General features: G+C 62.9%; 18 protein-coding genes and 1 tRNA gene. 5 read left to right on the forward strand and 14 right to left on the reverse strand.

What is annotated here, in order from left to right:
• Window positions 1–27 precede the first annotated feature (27 nt).
• The 5 genes from EOA16_RS08930 to EOA16_RS08955 all read right to left on the reverse strand — a co-directional run bounded on the left by EOA16_RS08930 (window position 28) and on the right by EOA16_RS08955 (window position 2,416).
• The gene (locus EOA16_RS08930) at window positions 28–372 is read right to left on the reverse strand and encodes a hypothetical protein (RefSeq protein ID WP_127257425.1); all 345 of its coding nucleotides are present in this window, start codon (window positions 370–372) and stop codon (window positions 28–30) included.
• A gap of 224 nt (window positions 373–596) precedes the next feature.
• Complete coding sequence (locus tag EOA16_RS33075; RefSeq protein ID WP_245455889.1) at window positions 597–1,040, reverse strand: hypothetical protein; 444 nt, start codon at window positions 1,038–1,040, stop codon at window positions 597–599.
• Between the two features lie 6 nt (window positions 1,041–1,046).
• Window positions 1,047–1,262 carry a hypothetical protein gene (locus EOA16_RS08940; protein WP_127257234.1) on the reverse strand — a complete coding sequence of 72 codons (216 nt, stop codon included), beginning with the start codon at window positions 1,260–1,262 and terminating at the stop codon, window positions 1,047–1,049.
• Window positions 1,263–1,475: 213 nt separating this feature from the next.
• Entirely contained in the window at window positions 1,476–1,766 is a 291-nt protein-coding gene (locus EOA16_RS08945; RefSeq protein ID WP_127257235.1) for a hypothetical protein, read from the reverse strand.
• A gap of 573 nt (window positions 1,767–2,339) precedes the next feature.
• A tRNA-Pro gene (locus tag EOA16_RS08955) sits at window positions 2,340–2,416 on the reverse strand.
• A 190-nt stretch (window positions 2,417–2,606) separates the two neighbouring features.
• Between EOA16_RS08955 and EOA16_RS08960 the strand changes: the two genes are divergently transcribed.
• Together EOA16_RS08960 and EOA16_RS08965 are read left to right on the forward strand one after the other, a co-directional pair.
• Entirely contained in the window at window positions 2,607–4,127 is a 1,521-nt protein-coding gene (locus tag EOA16_RS08960; protein WP_127257238.1) for a phosphomannomutase/phosphoglucomutase, read from the forward strand.
• Window positions 4,128–4,138: 11 nt separating this feature from the next.
• The gene (locus EOA16_RS08965; RefSeq protein ID WP_127257240.1) at window positions 4,139–6,379 is read left to right on the forward strand and encodes a mannose-1-phosphate guanylyltransferase/mannose-6-phosphate isomerase; all 2,241 of its coding nucleotides are present in this window, start codon (window positions 4,139–4,141) and stop codon (window positions 6,377–6,379) included.
• Between the two features lie 9 nt (window positions 6,380–6,388).
• Here EOA16_RS08965 and betB read toward each other — a convergent pair whose 3' ends face one another.
• From betB to betI, 5 genes are read right to left on the reverse strand one after another with little or no spacing between them, the layout of a single operon-like run.
• Window positions 6,389–7,852 (reverse strand): betaine-aldehyde dehydrogenase, encoded by a 1,464-nt coding sequence (gene betB / locus EOA16_RS08970; RefSeq protein WP_127257241.1) that lies wholly within the window; start codon window positions 7,850–7,852, stop codon window positions 6,389–6,391.
• A 57-nt stretch (window positions 7,853–7,909) separates the two neighbouring features.
• Window positions 7,910–9,562: a choline dehydrogenase gene (betA, locus tag EOA16_RS08975; protein WP_127257243.1), complete on the reverse strand. Its 1,653-nt coding sequence runs from the start codon at window positions 9,560–9,562 to the stop codon at window positions 7,910–7,912.
• Window positions 9,555–10,556, reverse strand: coding sequence for a threonine/serine dehydratase (locus tag EOA16_RS08980; RefSeq protein ID WP_127257244.1), 1,002 nt, complete (start codon window positions 10,554–10,556; stop codon window positions 9,555–9,557). The genes betA and EOA16_RS08980 overlap by 8 nt, the downstream gene beginning before the upstream one ends.
• Entirely contained in the window at window positions 10,556–12,085 is a 1,530-nt protein-coding gene (gene betC / locus EOA16_RS08985) for a choline-sulfatase (protein ID WP_164754181.1), read from the reverse strand. Before betC ends, EOA16_RS08980 begins: the two co-directional genes overlap by 1 nt.
• Window positions 12,082–12,672 carry a transcriptional regulator BetI gene (gene betI / locus EOA16_RS08990; RefSeq protein ID WP_127257246.1) on the reverse strand — a complete coding sequence of 197 codons (591 nt, stop codon included), beginning with the start codon at window positions 12,670–12,672 and terminating at the stop codon, window positions 12,082–12,084. The genes betC and betI overlap by 4 nt, the downstream gene beginning before the upstream one ends.
• Before the next feature lie 200 nt (window positions 12,673–12,872).
• Between betI and EOA16_RS08995 the strand changes: the two genes are divergently transcribed.
• Window positions 12,873–14,045: an acetyl-CoA acetyltransferase gene (locus EOA16_RS08995; RefSeq protein ID WP_127257248.1), complete on the forward strand. Its 1,173-nt coding sequence runs from the start codon at window positions 12,873–12,875 to the stop codon at window positions 14,043–14,045.
• Between the two features lie 28 nt (window positions 14,046–14,073).
• On the forward strand, window positions 14,074–15,078 hold the full coding sequence (locus tag EOA16_RS09000) for an asparaginase (RefSeq protein WP_127257249.1): 1,005 nt from the start codon (window positions 14,074–14,076) through the stop codon (window positions 15,076–15,078).
• A 7-nt stretch (window positions 15,079–15,085) separates the two neighbouring features.
• Here EOA16_RS09000 and EOA16_RS09005 read toward each other — a convergent pair whose 3' ends face one another.
• Window positions 15,086–16,462, reverse strand: a complete 1,377-nt coding sequence (locus tag EOA16_RS09005) for a TIGR03808 family TAT-translocated repetitive protein (RefSeq protein ID WP_127257251.1) — start codon at window positions 16,460–16,462, stop codon at window positions 15,086–15,088.
• 121 nt (window positions 16,463–16,583) lie between these two features.
• Between EOA16_RS09005 and greA the strand changes: the two genes are divergently transcribed.
• A complete protein-coding gene (gene greA, locus EOA16_RS09010; protein ID WP_127257252.1) occupies window positions 16,584–17,057 on the forward strand; it encodes a transcription elongation factor GreA in 474 nt (157 codons plus the stop codon).
• 17 nt (window positions 17,058–17,074) lie between these two features.
• On the opposite strand, the gene EOA16_RS09015 is transcribed toward greA, so the two are convergent.
• The 3 genes from EOA16_RS09015 to EOA16_RS09025 form a co-directional block, all read right to left on the reverse strand.
• Entirely contained in the window at window positions 17,075–17,251 is a 177-nt protein-coding gene (locus EOA16_RS09015) for an AbrB/MazE/SpoVT family DNA-binding domain-containing protein (protein ID WP_245455890.1), read from the reverse strand.
• A 106-nt stretch (window positions 17,252–17,357) separates the two neighbouring features.
• A complete protein-coding gene (gene scpA / locus EOA16_RS09020) occupies window positions 17,358–19,481 on the reverse strand; it encodes a methylmalonyl-CoA mutase (protein WP_127257255.1) in 2,124 nt (707 codons plus the stop codon).
• On the reverse strand, window positions 19,478–20,920 hold the full coding sequence (locus tag EOA16_RS09025; protein ID WP_127257257.1) for a methylmalonyl-CoA mutase subunit beta: 1,443 nt from the start codon (window positions 20,918–20,920) through the stop codon (window positions 19,478–19,480). The genes scpA and EOA16_RS09025 overlap by 4 nt, the downstream gene beginning before the upstream one ends.
• Window positions 20,921–21,176: the final 256 nt, after the last annotated feature.

The raw sequence follows: 21,176 nt of genomic DNA on the forward strand, positions 1-21,176 counted from the left end.
CTCCGCACCGAGGCATTGGCTGTCCGCTCAATTCGCGGACCTCGGGCACTTGCGCGCTCGCACAGCGGCAATGGCATCCTGTTGCCGCTTAAGCCGGTCAATCCTGGCTGTTTCACGGTTGGCTACCGCCGTCTGCACGCGTGAGCCGCCGAGCAGCCAGCGTGGAACATTGGTGTTGGCGACCTTGCCGCGCGTGATTGCCGTTTGCGAGATGTCACGGGCGACGTCTCCCATCGCACTGTTGAGGTCGGTGCACGTCATCGAATCGTATTTCGCTGGATCGACGGTTCTGCCGAGCGATGAACAGCCAGCGACGAGAACCAGCGTCATCACAAGAATCAAGGGCGGGGCTGTGGTTGAATTCAAATTCATGTCGCACTCGGCCCGCCGTTTCACTGACTCCATCAGGTCCATCGACCCTAAAGGCGACGGACCTTTTCGTCAAAATATGCGGCCGCGAACGAACCTGCCACTGGGCCGGCCTGTCCGGCCGACGCAGGAACATTCTCAGTCACTCGAATTGCTATCTGCCGAGTGTTGGGCTCAATCGCTGGCAAACGGAGAGGACCGGTTCCGGCGACGTCGGGCGGCCTTTCCTACGCTGCCTCGGCAACGAACGTCGACGGGGGGCAACCCCCGAGCACCGTCTGAGCGATGTCGGCGTCATTTTCATCGACGTGCGCCGTCACCAGAACGACCCCTTCGGCAACCTCCTTATCATCCGCCTTTATGGCGGCCATGGCGAATGTCCCAAACAGACCGCCGGCAACGCCGCCACAGACCGCGCCAGCCATCGCTGTTGACAATACGCTCGCAGCAACAGGATTGATGCCATAGGCCGCAACGGCGCTCAGGCAGGCCAACCCGCCGGCGGCAGCGCCAAGTAACGATCCCAAAGCGGAAACCCGAAGAGATCCCGCCTCGTCATTGTAAGGCCCGATGATCGCGATCTGTACGCGAGGAATTCCGGCCGTCACCAAGTCGCTGGCGACCCGCGCCGCATCGGCGGGGGAATCAAAAAGTCTGCTAATCGTCGGCATGGTCGCTTAACGTTTCTGGTTGTTCAGGAGCGTGTCGGTGAGGAATGACGCGGCAATCAGGTCGTCAACCTCGATTCGGCCCTCGCCGCCCTCCATGATGGCCGCGACCTTCTGGAAGGTCTTCATCTCGTCTTCGGTAATCCGGGCTTCCTGCATCCTGGCCCTGATCTCTGTCATGCGCATGCTCAGGGCATGGGATCTTTTGGCTTCACGGTTGGACATGCTGCTGCTCTTAGTTTCACTTGATCACTTTTTCCCGCCACCCGAATTTGGGGCAAGGGCAGACGTTTCCAACCTGGACTTCGGTCGGGCAGGGGTCGGACCTAAGTCTGGTCGTGAGGCGCAATGATCTTGCCGACGGCGCCGCCAAAGCATGATCGGGATGCGTGCCAAAAGTGGCCCGACTCCATCAAGAATCGGGCCGGAGATCTGTGGTCAGTACCCGTCGTTTTCGATCACCACGGGATGGTGCCGATGGTGATGGCGATGGGTGGAGACGGAACCTGTCACGACAACGGTATCGCGGTGATGATGCCGGCGCCCATGGTCATAGAACGCCACAGTACCATGGCGGCGGTGGTGCAAGCGCTGGCCGTCTTCGTTGATGATCTTGACGCTGCCGTGATGTCGATGATGGGTTCTAACAACCACATCGGCTTCGGCTGCCGAAGCCATAACGGGCAGTCCAATGGAAAGCGCCAACGCGCACATGATCATTGTTTTCATTGCAATTTCTCCATGTTCTTAATTAGCCCTTCGTTGGATAACTGCCCTTGATTGCTTTGGTTCCGGGCGTCCGGCATCGACCCGAATGTTCACGGGTCATCGCTGGATCTCGTCAAACGACGGAACATTAGGCGTGCCTGATGGTTTTATTTCTCGCAGCCGGGATCACGATTTGGTGTCTGCTGCGGATCAGTCGGCAAAGGCTGGTCGGCCCGCGTTCTCTGCCAGAGGCGCGGGCTTCCCCAGGCAACAGGAGAGAGATCATGAACAATATCATTTGGCTCGTTGGAGCTGTGGTCATCGTGATAGCGATCTTGAGCTTTTTTGGCCTCCGCTGAGCGGGACGCGCGTACCAGTCGGGATGTTTCCGGAATCTGTCCGCACGTACGAAAGCATCAGGCGGCCGGTTGAGGCCGTCTGGTCACTGTCCAGTGCAACACGCATCGCTGTCGACCGGCCACAGAGACACGGCGAATAGGCGTTCGCTCATCCGACTGGCGGGGGACGCGAGTAATCTCGCTCAAGGAGCAGGTGGAGCGCCGAAGTCGGGATGCGCTAACTCCTTGTTTTTTCTGGTCGGAGTGGCAGGATTTGAACCTGCGACCCCCTCGTCCCGAACGAGGTGCGCTACCAGGCTGCGCTACACTCCGTGACCAGACCGCGGGCTTATAGCCGCCACACTTCGTTCCTGCAAGCGGCATGGCAGCACTTCTGTCGCATTTCGTCGAGCATAGTCCGAAAGGCTCGGATTCCCTCACGGGATAAACGTGGCTTAAAGCCTTCTGTGCTAAGCCGCGCCCTCGACAACTCGTAATTTCCGCCATTCGGAGTTTTCCAGTCTTGTCCTTCAGCATCGTTGGCGACGCACGGCCCAACAGTTTCAAATTCGAAACCGAAGCGCTGATCAAGCCATCCGGCTTTCGCGAATATGATGCGCGCTGGTGGTTCGGCCATCCCGGCTCCGCGCAACTGCCGGAGCTCAATCTGGTCGGCGTCCAGGCACTTGGCATGGGGCTTGGCACGCTGATCCGCCGTGTCGGTGCCGGTCCCGATATCGTCACCGGGCATGATTTCCGCTCCTATTCGCTGTCGATCAAGCTGGCGCTGGTGTCGGGCCTGATGGCCGCGGGCGCACGGGTGAGGGACATCGGCTTGGCGTTGTCGCCGACGGCCTATTTTGCCCAGTTCGCACTGGACTTGCCTTCGGTCGCCATGGTCACCGCCTCGCATAACGAGAATGGCTGGACCGGCGTCAAGATGGGTGCGGCGCGGCCGCTGACTTTCGGACCGGAACAGATGAGCGCGCTGAAGGCGATCGTGCTGGCTGGTGATTTCGATCTCGTCGGCGGCGGCTCCTACGATTTCGTCCGCGATTTTCGCGCCACTTATCTCGACGATCTGACCAAGGACCAGCGCATCGCCCGAAAGCTGAAAGTGGTCGTCGCCTGCGGCAACGGCACCGCCGGGGCTTTCGCGCCGCAAGCGCTGCAGCGCATCGGCTGCGAGGTCATCCCGCTCGATGTCGAACTCGACCATACGTTTCCGCGCTACAACCCCAATCCCGAGGACATGCAGATGCTGCATGCCATCAGGGAGAAGGTGCTGGAGACTGGAGCCGATGTCGGCCTTGGCTTCGATGGCGACGGTGATCGCTGCGGCGTCGTCGACAATGAGGGCAATGAGATTTTTGCCGACAAGGTGGGTGTGATGCTGGCGCGCGATATCTCCAGCCTGCATCCGGGCTCGACCTTCGTCGTCGACGTCAAGTCGACCGGCCTGTTCAACACAGACAGCGTGCTGCGCGCGAACGGCGCCATCACCGACTACTGGAAGACCGGCCACTCCTACATAAAGCGCCGCGTCGCCGAGCTTGGCGCCGTCGCCGGTTTCGAAAAGTCGGGCCATTTCTTCTTCAACCCGCCGATCGGCCGCGGCTACGACGACGGCTTGGTCACCGCCATCGCCATCTGCCAGATGCTGGATCGCAGTCCCGGCAGTTCGATGGCCGATCTCTACCGCGCGCTGCCGCTGACCTTCGGCACGCCGACCATGTCGCCGCACTGCGCGGACGATATGAAGTATGGCGTTGTCGAGCGGGTGGTTGCCGACTTTCAGGCCATGAAGCGGGATGGAATGGTCTTCGCTGGCCAGAAGATCGCAGACCTCATCACCGTCAACGGCGTGCGCGTCGTCGCCGATGACGGCACCTGGGGGTTGGTGCGCGCCTCGTCGAACAAGCCGGAACTGGTCGTGGTCGTCGAAAGCCCGGTGTCCTCGCAGCGTCGACGGGAGATGTTCGAGGCTGTCGACGCCGTGCTGCGCCGCAGCCCCGAGGTGGGCGCCTACAACCAGACCTTTTGAATGGTAGTTGAATGACCGAGCGGATTGTCAGTTTTGTCATGAGCGGCGGCGTCGGCTCGCGGTTGTGGCCGCTGTCGCGCGAGGACAATCCCAAGCAGTTCCACGACCTGTCGGGCGACGGCTCGATGCTGGCCAAGACCTTGCGTCGGCTGACGGCCCGGCCGGAGGGCGAAACGCCGATCTTCCTGATCGCCGCGGAGCGCCATGCCGATCGCGTCCACGCCGATCTTGCCGGCCTCGACCTCGCCGGCGGCGGGCCGCTGTTTGAGCCGACCGGACGCAATACAGCCGCCGCCGTCGCACTGGCGACGCTACGCACACTGTCCGAGTTCGGCGACAGCCTGGTGCTGGTGGTGCCGTCTGACCATGAGATATCGACCCCGCGCCGGTTTTGGCAAAGCGTCGAAGCCGGCACCGAGGCAGCGCGTAGCGGCCGGCTGGTGGTGTTCGGCATCAAGCCGACACAGCCAGAGACCGGCTACGGATATATCGAGGTCGCAGCCGAAAGCGGCGGCATCTTCGACGTGTCGCGCTTCGTCGAAAAGCCGGATCTTGCGACTGCGCAGAGCTATCTCAAGGCCGGAAATTTCTACTGGAACACCGGCATCTTCCTGTTTCGCGCCAGCACCATGCGTGACGCCTTCATAGCGTTCCAGCCGGATATCTGGCAGGCCACCGAAGCAGCCTACAAGGCAGCGACATCGGACCTGTCCGGCCTTTACATGCCGCTAGAACTCTACGCCGCCATTCCGTCGAACTCGATCGACTACGCCATAATGGAGCGGGCAAAAGACATCGCGATGGTGCCGGCCGGCTTCCGCTGGAACGATCTCGGCTCGTGGCAGTCGCTGCTCGATGTCGGCCCCGCAGACGACCGGGGCAATGTCATCATCGGCGATGTCGTCGCCATCGATTGCCAGAATTCCTACATCCGCAGCGACGGCCGCCTGCTGTCGGCGATCGGCATGAAGGACATCGCCATCGTTTCGACATCGGATGCCACCTTCGTCGCTCCCGTCAGCCACAGCCAACACGTCAAGAAGATCGTCGAGCAGCTTGAAAAATCGGGTCGCCTGGAAACCAGGTTCACGCCGGCGCATGACCGCGTCATCGAAAGCGGGGCCTGGCGGCGGCGCGTGCACCACTGGCTGTTTCAGGAGACCTTGCCGCTGTGGTCGACATCGGGCGTCGACGAACGCCATGGTGGTTTTCACGAAGCGCTTGGCCTGGACGCTTCGCCGTTGATGAAGCCCAAGCGCATGCGCACCATGGCAAGGCAGGTCTATGCCTTCGCCGTCGCCCGGGCGCGCGGCTGGGACGGTCCGGCCGACCGGCTGATCAGCCACGGCATCGCCTTCATGGCCGGCAAGGGCCGCACCGACAAAGGCGGCTGGGTTCGGACGCTGAATGTCGACGGTTCGGTCGCCGACGCCACCGAGGATGCCTACGATCATTCCTGCGTCCTCCTGGCACTGGCGCATGCGCATATGTCTGGCAATGCCGACGCCTTGCGCCTTGGCGAGGAAACCTTCGCCTTTCTCGATGCGCATCTCGAAGACAGCCGCATGACCGGCTTCCTTGAGACATCGGACGGTAAAGGCGAGCGCCGCTCCAACCCGCATATGCACCTGCTCGAGGCCTTTCTCGCCTGGTACCAGGCGACAGGCGAGCGCGCCCATCTGCGCCGCGCGGCGCGCATTATCGACCTCTTTCGCAGTCATTTCTTCGATCCGGAAAGCTGGACGCTTGGCGAGTATTTCGATGCCGAATGGAAACCCTCCGCCGGCGAGAAGGGCTCATGGACCGAGCCCGGCCATCATTTCGAATGGGCCTCGCTGCTGGTCGATTTCGCCGGGCGTAGCGGACAGGCCGAGTTGAGCGGCTTTGCCAGGAAACTCTACGCCTCGGCCGTCGCCAATGGCCTCAACCGCGCCACCGGGCTTGCCTATGGCGCCGTCTCCAGGCAAGGCCTGCCGCTAGACCTGATATCGCGCAGTTGGCCGCAGGCCGAAGCGGTCAAGGCCGCAATCGCGCTCGACGGTTCGGGCGGCCCCGATCTCAAGCCTGAAATCGAAGCGCGCGTCGGCCGGCTGTTCCGCTGGCATATCGACCCGGCGCCGCTCGGCCTGTGGATCGACCGCATCGATGAGCGCGGCCGCTCGCTGGCATCGGACGTGCCCGCCAGTATCTTTTATCATCTGGTCTGTGCGCTGACGCAATATCTGGACAGCACGGCCGATCCGAAGGCGTAGAGGGCTGGATCAGTACGGGCTCGCCACGTCCCCGGTCTCGACATAGATCGACTTCAGCTGCGAATACAGCGCCAGCGCTGCCAGTGAATTCTCGCGTCCGATGCCTGACTGTTTGAAGCCGCCGAACGGGATTTCGACCGGCGTCAGATTGTAGGCGTTGATCCAGCAGGTGCCGGCCTGCAGCTCGGCGATGACGCGGTGGGCGCGCGGCAGGTCGCGCGTGAAGACGCCGGCAGCAAGACCGAATTCGGTGTCGTTGGCGCGGTCGATCACTTCATCCTCGCCGTCGAATTTCAGCACGCTCATCACTGGTCCGAAAATTTCTTCACGGGCGATACGCATGCCATCGGTGACGCCGGTGAACACCGTCGGCTCGACGAAGAAGCCACCCTGGAAACCCTGCAACGAAGGCACGTTGCCGCCGCAGGCGAGAACAGCTCGGTCCTGCTTGCCGACCTCGATATAGCCGACCACCTTGTCGTGCTGCGCCTTGGAGACCAGCGGCCCCATCTGGGTTTCGGGATCGAGCGGGTCGCCGATGCGGATTTTCTTGGTCCGCTCTATCAGGCGGTCGACGAAACGGTCGTGGATGCCGCTCTGCACGAAGACCCGCGTGCCGTTGGAGCAGATCTGCCCGGTCGAATAGAAATTGCCGAGCATGGCGCCGCCGATGGCGTTCTCGATGTCGGCGTCGTCGAAGACGATCAGCGGCGACTTGCCGCCGAGCTCCATCGTAGCGTGCTTCATTTTTGAGCCAGCCAGCGACAGCACCTTGCGGCCGGTCGGCACCGAACCGGTCACCGAGACCTTGGCGACGACATCGTGGCCGACGAGGCCGGCGCCGACATCGCCATAGCCCTGCACCACGTTGAACAGTCCGTCAGGCAGCCCTGCCTCGCTGTAGATCTCGGCCAGCGCCAGTGCCGAAAGCGGCGTGTTTTCCGACGGCTTGAACACCATGGCATTGCCCATGGCGAGCGCCGGTGCCGATTTCCAGCCGGCGATCTGGATCGGGTAGTTCCAGGCGCCGATGCCGACACAGACGCCGAGGGCCTCCCGCCTTGTGTAGGCGAAGGGTCCGCCGAGATCGACCGACTCGCCATTGTAGGCGGCAACCGCACCGCCGAAATATTCAAGGCAGTCCGCCGCCGAAGGGGCGTCCGCCACCAGCGTTTCCTGGATCGCCTTGCCGGTGTCCAGCGTCTCGATGCGGGCGAGGTCGGCGTTGCGGGCGCGCAATATGTCGGCGGCGCGGCGCAGGATGCGCCCGCGCTCGACCGGCTTCAGCCGCGCCCAGGCGGGCTGCGCGGCGCGAGCTGCCTCGACGGCGAGCTCCAGCACGTTCGGCGTCGCCGAACGCAGCATGGCGATGATCTCGCCGGTTGCCGGATAGATGACCGGCAGCGGGGCGCCGCCTTCGTCCTCGATGTAGCGTCCGTTGACATAGTGCGATGCCGTGGGCTGAGCGCGCATGGAAGTCTCCAGATTGTCTTTCGCGGCATGCGGATCGTGCAGTCGCACGATCATGCTCTATCTGTCCGACGCCTGCCAGCGCGGATTGATCCATGGTTCCTGGTTGGACGGCGCCAGCGGCGTGCGGCCAAGAATGTGGTCGGAAGCCTTCTCGCCGGTCATGATCGAGGGTGCATTGAGATTGCCGTTGGTGACGCGCGGGAAGATCGAGGAATCGGCGACCCGCAATCCTTCGACGCCGATGACCCGGCACTCCGGATCGACGACACTCATCATGTCGTCGGCGCGGCCCATCTTGCAGGTACCGCAAGGATGGTAGGCGCTCTCTGCGTGATCCCTGATGAAGATGTCGAGATCGTCGTCCGACTGCACGTGGCTGCCCGGCGATATTTCCTTGCCCCGATAGAGGTCGAACGCCGACTGGCCGAAAATCTCGCGCGTCAGCCGGATGCAGTGGCGGAACTCCGCCCAGTCGTCTGGATGCGACATGTAGTTGAAGTGGATCACCGGCTTCGATTTCGGGTCCGGCGAGCGCAGCGTCACCGAGCCGCGCGACTTCGAGCGCATTGGCCCGACATGCGCCTGGAAGCCGTGCGACTTTGCCGCCGCCTTGCCGTCATAGCGGACGGCGGCAGGGATGAAATGGTACTGGATGTCGGGGTAGTCGACGCCTGCACGTGAGCGCACGAAGGCCGCCGCTTCGAAATGGTTGGTGGCGCCAAGCCCGGTCTTGAGGAACAGCCACTGCGCCCCGATGAGCGCTTTCGAGAACGGATTCAGCACCGAATTGAGCGTGATCGGCAGCAATGATTCCTGCTGGATGTAGAGTTCCATATGATCTTGCAAATTGCGGCCGACGCCGGGCCTGTCGACCACCACCGGAATGCCGTTTTCGCGCAAATGTTCGGCCGGGCCGATGCCGGACAGCATCAGGATCTTGGGCGAATTGATCGACGACGCGGCGACGATCACCTCACGTCGCGCCTTAACGACCTGAATCTGTTTGTGAGCTTCGATCTCGACGCCGATGGCGCGCTGATTCTCAATGATCACCCGCCGCGCAAAGCCCCTGACCAGACTCACATTTTTGCGCTTCAGCGCCGGCTTCAGATAGGCTGATGCCGCCGACCAGCGGCGGCCGCCGTTGATGGTCTGCTCCATCGGCCCAAACCCTTCCTGCTTGGAACCGTTATAGTCCTCCGTCAATTCGAACCCGGCCTGGCGGCCGGCCTCGACAAAGGCGCCGTAGAGCGGATTTTTACGCGAGCCGCGCTGCACATGCAGTGGCCCGCCGTGCCCGCGCCAGCCATCCTCGCCGCCGTCCGAGTCCTCCATGCGCCTGAAATAGGGGAGCACGTCGGCGAAGCCCCAGCCGGCCGCACCCTCTTCGGCCCAATGGTCGAAGTCGCGGGCGTGGCCGCGCACATAGACCATGCCGTTGATCGAGGACGAGCCACCGATGACCTTGCCGCGCGGTGTCGCCAGCACGCGGCCGCCGAGATGCGGTTCCGGCTCGCTAGCAAAGCCCCAGTCATAGAGGCTCATGTTGAGCGGGATCGACAGCGCCGACGGCATCTGGATCAGCGGTCCGATATCGGTGCCACCGAATTCGATGACGATGACCGAATGCCTGCCGTCCTCGGACAGGCGATAGGCCATGGCCGAGCCGGCCGAGCCGGAGCCGATGATGACGAAATCTGCTTCAAGCATGGTTCATATGCGCCATAAAATCGGCGAGCGAGACATTGCCGCCGGTAGCCACAACAAGGACGGTCTTGTCCTTCACATCCACCTTGCCGCCGAGCAGTGCCGCGAGCGATGCCGCCCCCGATGGTTCGAGCACCAGCTTCATGCGCTCGAAGGCGATCCGCATGGCGCGCCGCACCGATTGATCATCGACGGTGATGCCGCGAACACCTGCCGTCTGCACCGCGGCAAACGGAGCATCGCCCGGCCGTCGCGACATCAAACCGTCGCAGATCGATTTCGGCCCGATCGGCATCGTCTCGATGCTGCCATGTGCCAGCGAGGAGCCCATGCCATTGAAACCCTCCGGCTCGACGCCGATGATCTCAGTGACGGGCGACAGATAGTGGAACGCGAGCGAAACGCCGCCGATCAGCCCACCACCCCCGACCGAGCAGAACAAGAGGTCGGCGCTGGCGTTCTTGGCGGCGAGCTGGTCGAGCGCCTCGAGGCCGGCGCCCGCCTGGCCGGCGACGATCTCCGGATCGTCGAAGGGATGCAGCAGGGCCAAGCCTTCGGTTTCAGCGATCTCGCGTGCCTTGGCGGCGGCGACTTCCTCGCGCGCGCGCTCGCCATGGTCGGTCAGCACGACGCGGGCGCCATAGCCCGCTGTGGCGTCACGCTTGGCGGCCGGTGCGTCGATCGGCATGACGATGGTGACGGGAATGCCGAGCGCCTGGCCGGCGGCCGCCAGTCCTTGCGCGAAATTGCCGGAGGAGTAGGCGACGACGCCCTTCTTCGCTTCGTCGGCTGAAAGCTGCTTCAGGCGCCAATAGGCGCCGCGCACCTTGAACGAGCCGGCCCATTGCAGCGATTCCGGCTTGATGAAGACGCGGGCCGCCCCCGTCTCCCTGGCCAGTGCTGTCGATTCCAGCAGCGGCGTGATCTGCGTTGCCCTGGATGTGACGGCATAGGCCTGCTTGAGGTGGTCGATGGAGGGGACGAGAAGGTCTGACATCATTCGCCTCGCGGATACCTTTTGCTCTCTTCGAGATTGTCGAGGTTCATGTGATTGCGCATGTAACGCTCGGACGCTTTTTGCAGCGGCTGGAAATCCCAGGGGTAATAGGCGCCGTTGCGCAGCGCCGGATAGACGACCCAGCGGCGCGCCTGGCTTTCGCGCACGGCGGCGTCGAAGCCGGCCATGTCCCAGCGCGCCTGGACCTTATCCATGTATGCCGACACCAGGCCCGCATTGGCGAGATCGTCGGCCAGATTGTTTCGCTCGAGCGGATCGGATTCGAGATCGAACAATTGCGGCGGATCGAGCTCGCAATGGACGAATTTGTATCTGCCGTCACGGATCGCCACCAAGGGCGCGTTGGACCCTTCGGCGGCATACTCCATCAAGACAGGCGCGGCGCGCTTGATGCCTTCGGTGAGCGGCAGCAGCGACTGGCCGTCGGTCCACGGCGCGATCGCAGCAATGTCGATGCCGGCGAGGTCGCAAAGCGTCGGCGCCACGTCGAGATTGGAGACCGGTGTCTCGATCCGTCCGGCGCGAACACCCTTGCCGGCAATCATCAGCGGCACCCGCGCCGAACCCTCGAAGAAGCTCATCTTGAACCAAAGGCCGCGTTCGCCGAGCATGTCGCCATGGTCCGAGCAGAACAGGATGATGGTGTCGTCGGCCATGCGGGTGCGCTCGAGAACGTCCAGGATCTCGCCGAGCTTGTCGTCGACGTAAGAGATGTTGGCGAAATAGCCGCGCCGCGAACGAAGCACCTGCTCCGGCGTGATCTCGAAAGAAGGATAGTCGCTGGCGTGGTACAGCCGCCGGGAATGCGCGTCCTGCTCGTCATGCGCGATGAACCCGGTTTCCGGATCCAGCGCCTGGCAATGCTCATAGAGATCCCAATACTGCCTGCGCGCAACATAGGGATCATGCGGGTGCGACAACGAAACGGTCAGGCACCAGGGCCGGTGCTCCGCATCGTCCTGTTCGCGCGAAAGCTGATAGAGCTTCTGCGTGGCGAGGAACACGACCTCGTCGTCATACTCCATCTGGTTGGTGATCTCGGCGACGCCGGCGCCGGTCACCGAGCCCAGATTGTGGTACCACCAGTCTATACGCTCGCCGGGCTTGCGGTAATCCGGCGTCCAGCCGAAATCGGCCGGGTAGATGTCGGTGGTCAGCCGTTCCTCGAAACCGTGCAACTGATCCGGCCCGACGAAATGCATCTTGCCCGACAGGCAGGTGTAGTAGCCGGCGGCGCGCAGATGATGGGCAAAGGTCGGGATCGATGAAGCGAATTCGGCGGCATTGTCATAGACGCCGGTGCGCGACGGCAATTGCCCGCTCATGAACGAGGCCCGGCCCGGCGCGCAGAGCGGCGACGCCGTGTAGTTGTTGGCAAAGCGCGCCGACCGCGCCGCGAGCGCTTTCAAGTTCGGGGCATGCAGGAAGGCCGCTGGCCCATCGGGAAAAAAAGTCCCGTTGAGCTGGTCGACCATGACGATCAGGAAATTAGGTCGCTGAATTGTCACTGTTTAAGCCGCTCCCCAAGTTTGGTTTCGAGATAGTCCTCGACCAGCGCGATCGCGGTCGCGGCATCAGGCACGCCGTCCTTCAATGCGCGCCTGATGTAGAGCCCGTCGATCATCGCCGCCGTCGCTTCGGCGACGCGGTCGGCTTCGGTTCTGGGCAAGATGCCGGTCAGCCCGCTCATCAGGTTCGAATGCAGTCGCCGTGCATAGACCCTGAGCAGCCGGCGCAGGGCCGGGGACTTCTGTGCCTCGACATAGAAGGCAAGCCAGGCGGCGATGGTTTCCGGTTGGAACTGGATGTCGGAGAAGTTGACGGCCACCACCGCCGAAACGCGTTGACGCGGGGTGGCAGCCGAACCAAGGGCGCGCAACGTATCGGCGGTAAGCTCGGACAGGATGTGCCGCATCGTCGCCAGCAGCAATTCGTCCTTGGCGCCGAAATAATGATGGGCAAGAGCCGAGGAAACGCCGGCGCGTCCGGCGATCTCGGACATGGTCACGTCGAGCGAACCGCGCTCGCCGATCGCCGAGATCGTCGCGTCGATGAGCGCCTTGCGGCGCAATGGCTCCATTCCGACTTTCGGCATCTCGCTATGATCCTTTGAAGCAGGATTATTTTTTATTGACGGGTCAATCAACAAAAAAATCGGCACTGGATTTGCCTGTACCAAGCGATTGTCTGGTCCCGGCCCTTTCCGATGCGGTGATGATTGTTTATATTTGAACAATAAACGCAAAGCGCACTGTGAGCCCGCCTGCTAGGCTCGCGTCAAGGATGGAGACCGCCATGACCGCATGCATCGTTGGCTGGGCGCATTCGCGCTTCGGCAAGCTTGAGGGCGAAACGCTCGAAAACCTCATCGTCAAGGTGGCAACGGACGCGCTCGACCATGCCGGCATCGGCCCGGACGAGGTCGACGAGATCGTGCTCGGCCACTTCAACGCCGGCTTTTCGGCGCAGGATTTCACCGCAAGCCTGGTGCTTCAGGCCGACGACCGGCTGCGCTTCAAGCCGGCGACGCGCGTCGAGAACGCTTGTGCCACCGGATCGGCGGCGGTCCGCCAAGGCATCCGCGCCATCGATGCCAATGCCGCCCGCATCGTGCTGGTGGTCGGCGCCGAGCAGATGACGACGACGCCGGGGCCAGAGATCGGCAAGAACCTGCTCAAGGCGTCCTATCTGCCCGAGGACGGCGATACACCGGCGGGTTTCGCCGGCGTGTTCGGCAAGATCGCGCAGGCCTATTTTCAGCGTTATGGCGACCAGTCGGACGCGCTGGCGATGATTGCCGCCAAGAACCACAAGAACGGCGTCGACAATCCCTATGCGCAGATGCGCAAGGATTTCGGCTATGAGTTCTGCCGCCAGGAGAGCGAGAAGAATCCATTCGTTGCCGGTCCCCTGAAGCGCACCGACTGCTCGCTGGTCTCCGACGGTGCCGCTGCCCTTATCCTCGCCGATACCGCGACCGCGCTGAAGATGCGGCGTGCCGTTGCCTTCCGCGCCAACGAGCATGTGCAGGATTTCCTGCCGATGTCGAAGTCGAAGCGCGACATCCTGACCTTCGAAGGCTGCGAACAGGCCTGGACCCGGGCGCTGAAATCGGCCGGCGTGACGCTCGACGATCTATCCTTCGTCGAAACGCATGACTGCTTCACCATTGCCGAGCTGATCGAATATGAGGCGATGGGTCTGGCCAAGCCGGGAGAGGGCGCCAGACTGGCGCTCGACGGCACGACGGCCAAGGATGGCCGCCTGCCGGTCAATCCCTCAGGCGGGTTGAAGGCCAAGGGCCATCCGATCGGCGCCACGGGCGTGTCCATGCATGTCTTGACCGCCATGCAGCTTGTCGGCGAGGCCGGCGGCATCCAGGTGCCCGGTGCAAAACTCGGTGGCATCTTTAATATGGGCGGTGCGGCGGTCGCCAACTACGTTTCCATATTAGACCGGATCAGGTAGAAGCAGCCCGTATTTTTACGGGGTAGCCATGACAAATCCGGTTCTGATCGAAGTCTTGCGCGGCGCGATCGTCGAGAGCGCGCATCGTGGCGCGGTTGCGGTCTTCGATGCCGACGGCAAACCGGTCTGGGAGATCGGCGATACGGCCAAGCCGGTGTTTCCGCGCTCGGCGGTCAAGGCGATCCAGGCCTTGCCGCTGGTCGAAAGCGGGGCGGCGGATGCCTATGGTTTCGGCAACCGCGAACTGGCGCTGGCCTGTGCGTCCCACTCGGGCGAACCGGCACATGTCGAACTGGCGCGATCCATGCTGGCCAAGGCCGGGCTGGACGGATCAGCGCTCGAATGCGGCACGCATTGGCCGTCCAATCATGACGCCGAGATTGCACTCGCCCGCGCCGGCGGCTCGCCGAACGCATTGCACAACAATTGTTCCGGCAAGCATTCCGGCTTCCTCTGCACATGCGTCCACGCCGGCATTGCCCATCGCGGCTATGTCAAGCCGGGACACGGCCTGCAGGAGATGGTCCGCGATGCCATGCAATCGGTGACGGGCGCTGTCCATGGCGCGGACCAGCGTGCCATCGATGGCTGTTCGATCCCAACCTATGCGGTGCCGCTCAGGAGCTTCGCGCTCGGCTTTGCGCGCATGGCCACGACATCAGGTTTTGGCCCAGAGCGAGCCAAGGCTGCAAAGCGGCTGCTTTCCGCCTGCATGGCCGAGCCCTTCTTCGTTGCCGGCAGCGGCCGCGAAGACGTCGCGTTGATGGAGGCCGCACCAGGGCGGATTTTCACGAAGGGCGGCGCCGAAGGCGTCCATTGTGCCGCAATTCCGGAACTTGGCCTCGGCATCGCGCTCAAATGCGATGATGGCGCCGGCCGCGCCGGCGAAGCCATGGTTGCCGCCGTCCTCGCCAAACTGTTTCGTGCCGACGAGGCCCTGGCGGCGAAGCTGCTCGAACTGGCAAACACGCCGATCGAAAGCCGGAACGGTGCCAAGGTCGGGGCGCTGAGGCCCACCGCGGCCTTGAACTAAACCGGCCTCAACTGACGTGATTGCGCTCGACGGTCAGATGCGCATAGCCGCTACCGTTTGACGAGGCGAGATCGCCAGTCGCCGGCTCGGCCCAGCGCTGGCCGACAATGGCGCCGTTCAGGGCGCCGTCGATGACATTGTCGGAGATGATGGCCGTACCGGCGCCCTCGACGACGGATACGACGATGCCGGTTCCTGCCTTGCGGATTATGTTGCCGGTGGCCACGACATTGCGCAGGTACGGCCCCCAGCCGATCTGCATGCCATAGAGCGGCGCGTTCTCGATGACGTTGTTGGAAACGGTGGTGTCGGCTTCGACGCCGATGCCCACGCCAAATCCCGGTAAGTCGGCGGGATAGGGGCCGCTGGTCGACAGATTGCGCACGATGTTGCCCGAGCAGACGCCCATGCGGCCGCCTTCGTTGAAATTGACGATCGAGATGCCGTTGGCGGCGCCGTCGACGATGTTGTTGCTGATGATGGCGCCTTCGAACGAGAATTCGGAATAGACTGCTGTTTCGCCCGAGCGCGAACAGGTGTTGCCCGATATCTGCAGGTTGCTGGCGCTGTTGGCCCGGATCGCCGAGAAGGCGCAGTCCGAAACGATGTTGCCCGAGATGACGACATTGCCGGCCCGGAATGCATTGATGCCGTTGCCGTTCTGCCCGGTTCCGCCGCTGCGCGCCTGGATGCGCTGGACGCGGTTGCCGGTGACCATGGTGCCGTCTTCCGCCGCCTGCCAGCGATGCACGAGGATGCCGCCATTGGCGCAGTCGGAGACGGTGTTGCCCGTGATCGACAGTCCGCCGGCCTCGACCGAATAGATACCGGCATCGGCAGCCCCCGATATGTCCGAGCGCTCGACCCGGCCCGCCGCATGCTCCAGCGCCAGTCCGTTCTTGCCGCTGCCGGTGATCTGGCAATTGTCGATGGCGAGGTGCGCGATACGGCGCAGATCGAGCAGCCCTTGCGTGTAATCGCCCATCGTGCGGTTCGAACCATCGAAGACCAGCCCGCTAAGTTCGATATGGTCGGCCTGCTCAGTCATGAACAGGTGGCCGTCACCACCGTAAACGATGCGCGTCGCGCCCGGCACCCCGGAAAGACGCACGCGGCCGGGTAGCGAAAGATTGGAGACGACATAGGTGCCGGGCGGCAGGAATATCGGCATGTCGCGGCTGTTTGCGTCACGCAGCAGTTTGGCGAAGGCTTTGCTCTGATCGTCTGATGTGCCGGGCTGCACGCCGAGGTCGATGGCATTGATCGAGCCGCGCATCGAGGCTTTCTCGATGCCGGTCAGACTGGCAGTGGCCGCCTTGCCGAGTGCAAGGCCCATGACGGCAAAGCCGGCGGTTCCGGTCAGCAGCGTTCGTCTGTTCAACATCGGCACAGAATCCCAGCGTTCAACCTTGGCGTCGCAGGAATCGTGCCAGACGGTCTGCCTCTCCTCTCGACGGAAACGACAATGGCTTGTCGAGCAGCCTCTGCGCGCCTAAGTTCAGGAAATGAGCAGAGCTTTCACCCGCGAGGAAGACAGCGAAAACGCCATCGCCGGCGTCGGTGAGCGGCCGGTCAGCCAGCATCGCAATCTGGTGACGGAACGCGGCCTGGCGCAGATCGAGGAAAATCTGGCCGATCTGCGCGATCTCCTGGCGAAGGCCGAACGCAAAGCCGACCGCGAGCGTATCGCGGTCGTGTCGCGCGACCTGCGCTATTGGACCGCCCGGCGTGAAAGCGCCGAACTCTCCGTACCGGAGCCGGGCAGCGACCTGGTACGCTTCGGCATGGGCGTCACGATCGAGGGCGATGACGGCAGGAAGGTGCACTGGAAAATCGTCGGCGAAGACGAGGCTGATCCCACCAAGGGTAGCATTTCGCATGTTTCGCCGATGGCCGTGGCCCTGTTCGGCAAGAAGGTCGGCGACTTGGCCAGCGTCAACGGCAAGGAATGGGAAATCGTCAAGCTCTCGGACGGATGAAAATCAGCTGGTGGCATCTACTTCGCGAGCTTTTTCAGTCCGATTTCGTATTTATCCATGACGTCACGAGCGGCTCTCATCTGCCGCTCGAAGCTGTTGTTCAATGGTCTTAGAATGATGCCGTCGTCGGTTTCGACGATTTGAAGCTGATCGCCCACTTGAAGATTCAAGCTGTCAAGCAGTTCCCGTGGCACGATTACCGCCTCTGATCGTCGAGCTTATGAATGATCGTCTTCACGGTCAGTACACCTTGGTTGTAATCCTCATTTTGGCACAACCTTTTGCTTGATGCAGCAACGTTTACCCTTCCGACAGCAGGCGATCCAGAAGACGGTCGGCCGCCTCCGGAATAACCGTCCCGGGGGGAAAGATTTCCACGGCACCCGCTTGCAGCACCGCTTCATAATCCTGCGGCGGGATGACGCCGCCGGCCACGATCAGCATGTCGCCTCGGCCGAGCTTCTTCAGCGCGTCGCGCAGTTCGGGGATCAGCGTCAGATGTCCCGCCGCCAGCGACGAGGCGCCGACGATGTGGACGTCCTGTGCGACCGCCAGCCTGGCGATCTCGTCGGGTGTCTGGAACATCGCGCCGACGGTGACGTCGAAGCCGAGATCGGCGAAGGCCGTGGCGATGACCTTCTGGCCACGGTCGTGGCCGTCCTGTCCCATCTTGGCAACGAGAATGCGCGGCTTGCCGCCGGTTTTCTTCTCGAAGGCTTCAAGCTTGTCCTGCAGGCCGTCGACGACGGAATTATCGCCGAGAGCCTTGCGATAGACGCCGGAAATGGTCTGCACCGTGGCGACGTGGCGGCCAAAGGCTCTTTCCAACGCGAATGAAATCTCGCCGACCGTGGCATTGGCGCGCGCGGCGCGGATGGCGAACTCCAGCAGGTTTTCATTGCCTTGCGCGGCACGGGTCAGCGCATCGAGCGCGCTCTCGACCGCGCCGACGTCGCGTGTGCCCTTGAGCCTTTGCAGCTTCGACAATTGCCGGGCCCTGACCTCGGCATTGTCGATCTTCAGCACGTCGACCTCGATGTCGGTCTCGGGGCGATGGGCGTTGACGCCGACCAGCATCTGCTCGCCGGAATCGATGCGCGCCTGCGTGCGCGCGGCGGCTTCCTCGATGCGCAGCTTGGGAATGCCCTGTTCGGTCGCGGCGGCCATGCCGCCGAGCGCCTCGACCTCCTCGATATGGGCAAGCGCGCGCGCCGCCAGATCATGCGTCAGTCGTTCGAGATAGGCCGAACCGCCCCACGGGTCGATGATGCGCGTGGTGCCCGATTCCTTTTTCAGGATGAGCTGGGTATTGCGGGCGATCCGCGCCGAGTGGTCGGTCGGCAGCGCCATGGCCTCGTCGAAGGAATTGGTGTGCAGCGACTGGGTGTGGCCCTGCGTTGCAGCCATTGCCTCGATCATGGTGCGGATAATATTGTTGTAGGGATCCTGCGCTGTCAGCGACCAGCCAGAAGTCTGGCAATGGGTGCGCAGCGACAGCGAACGCTCGTCCTTGGGCGAAAAATTCTTCTGCATCAGGGTCGCCCACAACAGGCGCGCGGCCCGCAGCTTGGCGACTTCCATGAAGAAATTCATGCCGATGGCCCAGAAGAAGGACAGGCGAGGCGCAAAGCGGTCGATGTCGAGGCCCGCCGCGACGCCGGCGCGGGCATACTCGATGCCGTCGGCGATCGTGTAGGCGAGCTCAAGGTCGGCCGTCGCGCCGGCTTCCTGCATGTGATAGCCGGAGATCGATATCGAATTGAACTTCGGCATGTTCTTCGACGTGTACGAGAAGATGTCCGACACGATCCGCATCGAGGGTTTCGGCGGATAGATGTAGGTGTTGCGGACCATGAACTCCTTCAGAATGTCGTTCTGAATGGTGCCGGCAAGATCCTTCTGCGCAACGCCCTGTTCTTCCGCCGCGACGATGTAGAGCGCCATGATCGGCAGCACCGCGCCGTTCATGGTCATAGACACGGTCATCTCGCCGAGCGGAATGCCGTCGAAGAGCTGCCGCATGTCGAGGATGGAATCGATGGCGACGCCCGCCATGCCCACGTCACCCGCAACGCGCGGATGATCGCTGTCATAGCCGCGATGCGTGGCGAGATCGAAGGCGACCGACAGCCCCTTCTGGCCAGCGGCAAGGTTGCGTCGGTAAAAAGCGTTGGAATCTTCGGCGGTCGAGAAACCGGCATATTGCCGGATCGTCCAGGGCTGCTGGACATACATGGTCGGGTAGGGGCCGCGCACGAAGGGCGGCAGGCCGGGATAGGTGTCTAGATGCGGCAACCCCTTGAGGTCGCTTTGATTGTACAGATGCTTGGCGACGAGCCCTTCCGGCGTGGTCCGCTGGCCTTTGACCTCGACGGGAGCGCGGCGTGGCGGGACCCAGCCGATTTGGCCGAAGTCCGGGATCAAGAGCCGACTCCGATCGATTGGTCGATGCGGGCCGGAAATAGAGCCTCGCAGACGGCAACGCCTTCGGTGAAGGCCGGTCGCCGTTCCGCCGCCAGCGTCTCGACCGGGCGTTCGTCTTTCGATGGATAGAGCGTGGTGCCGATGATGGCCCGTTCGCCTGTGCGGTAGGCTGCATTGCGCTGCTCCGCCGCTGCGTGGACGCGCTTCTGGATGTGTCCGTCCTGAAGGCTGGACAGGACACCGCCCTCGGCTTCGATCGTCTGCAATTCCGCCCAGGCCAGCTCGCACAATTCCGCGGTCAGCGCCTCGACAGCGCCGGAACCATAGGCGGGATCGGTGACATGATCGATATGGCTTTCATTGGCCATGATCAGCTGCGCGTTGCGGGCAACACGACGGGCAAAGCCAGCCGGGAGACCATGCGCGATCGTGTGCGGCAGGATGGAGATCGAATCGGCGCCGCCGCATGCCGCGGCAAAGCATGCAATGGTGGTGCGCAGGATGTTGGTCTCCGGATCCATCGCCGTCATCATGCGAAACGACGTCTCGGCATGGATATTGGCGGTGGATGTCGGGATCGAACAAGCCTCCTGCACCCGCGCCCATAGCCTGCGCAGTGCCCGCATCTTGGCCGTCGACAGCAACTGGTCCTGGTCGACGCTGAGCGCAAAACCGATATGAGGCGCAGCATAGACAAGCGGCTGGCGCGCCGTCTCGAACATTCTGAGATAGGAGACAGCCGAAGCCAGCATGATGCCAAGTTCCTGCGCTTCCGTGGCGCCGGCATTGTGGAACACGCGCCCGTCAGCTTCCAGCAGCACGCCCGGAACGCCCATCGCGAAGAAATGCGCCAGCGACTGCGGCATAGAGGCCTGCAGCGCCTCGATCGACATACGCAGCCGACCGGTTCCCGCGAAGATCGCCGCTGGATCGATGCCGAAGGAGAGGTTGAGTTTTGCCGGGTCCGACCGCCGCTTGCTCAGGAACGCGACCAGCCAGTCGGCCACGGCGCGGCTCCAGGGATGGGCGTCGATGCGAACCTGGATGCGGTTGAGCGGTATGCCGTCCAGCACCGCCTCCAACGCTTCCGCCGTTCTCGGCAAGCCGTAGCCGAACGCGTTCGGCGCCCCTTCGAAGACCAGCGACAATCCCGTGGCACCCTGTGCAACATCCTCCAGCGCTTGGTTTCTGGCGCGGTCGATGTCCGGATCGTCGACCCGCTGGCTGACGATCCATGGCGATTTCGGGTTTGCGCGCACGATCGGTTCCGCCGCAGTGCTGCGGTCGTAGAGCGGTTCGATACGGATGTTGTCGTCGCTGTGCGAGACCAGCTTTTCCTCGAAGGAAGCGCCTGCCAATGCCTTTTCCGCCAAGGCGAGCCATCGCTGACGCTCGGCGTTCTCGGGTTCCACGTCCTGGATCAAGGCTCCGGCGCCCATCCGTCCTCCTCGTTTCATGCGGCCGCACCAGCCGGGAGTGGTTCAGTCTACGGTCCCCGGTCCGATATCGCAATGCAATGCGCTTTCAGAGACCGGATTCGATCCATCAGATATAGGTCAGTCCGCATGGACGACGATTGCCAAACAGCGGCAAAATCCGCAAGCTCCAAAAACCCAATTTGGACGAATGGCCCGATTTGGACGATTGCCCCGACTTCCCCGAATGGCATTGTCGCTATGCGATGGCGCCACTATA

Origin of the sequence: Mesorhizobium sp. M7A.F.Ca.US.008.03.1.1, assembly GCF_003997495.1 — a bacterium.
Taxonomy (GTDB): Bacteria; Pseudomonadota; Alphaproteobacteria; order Rhizobiales; family Rhizobiaceae; genus Mesorhizobium.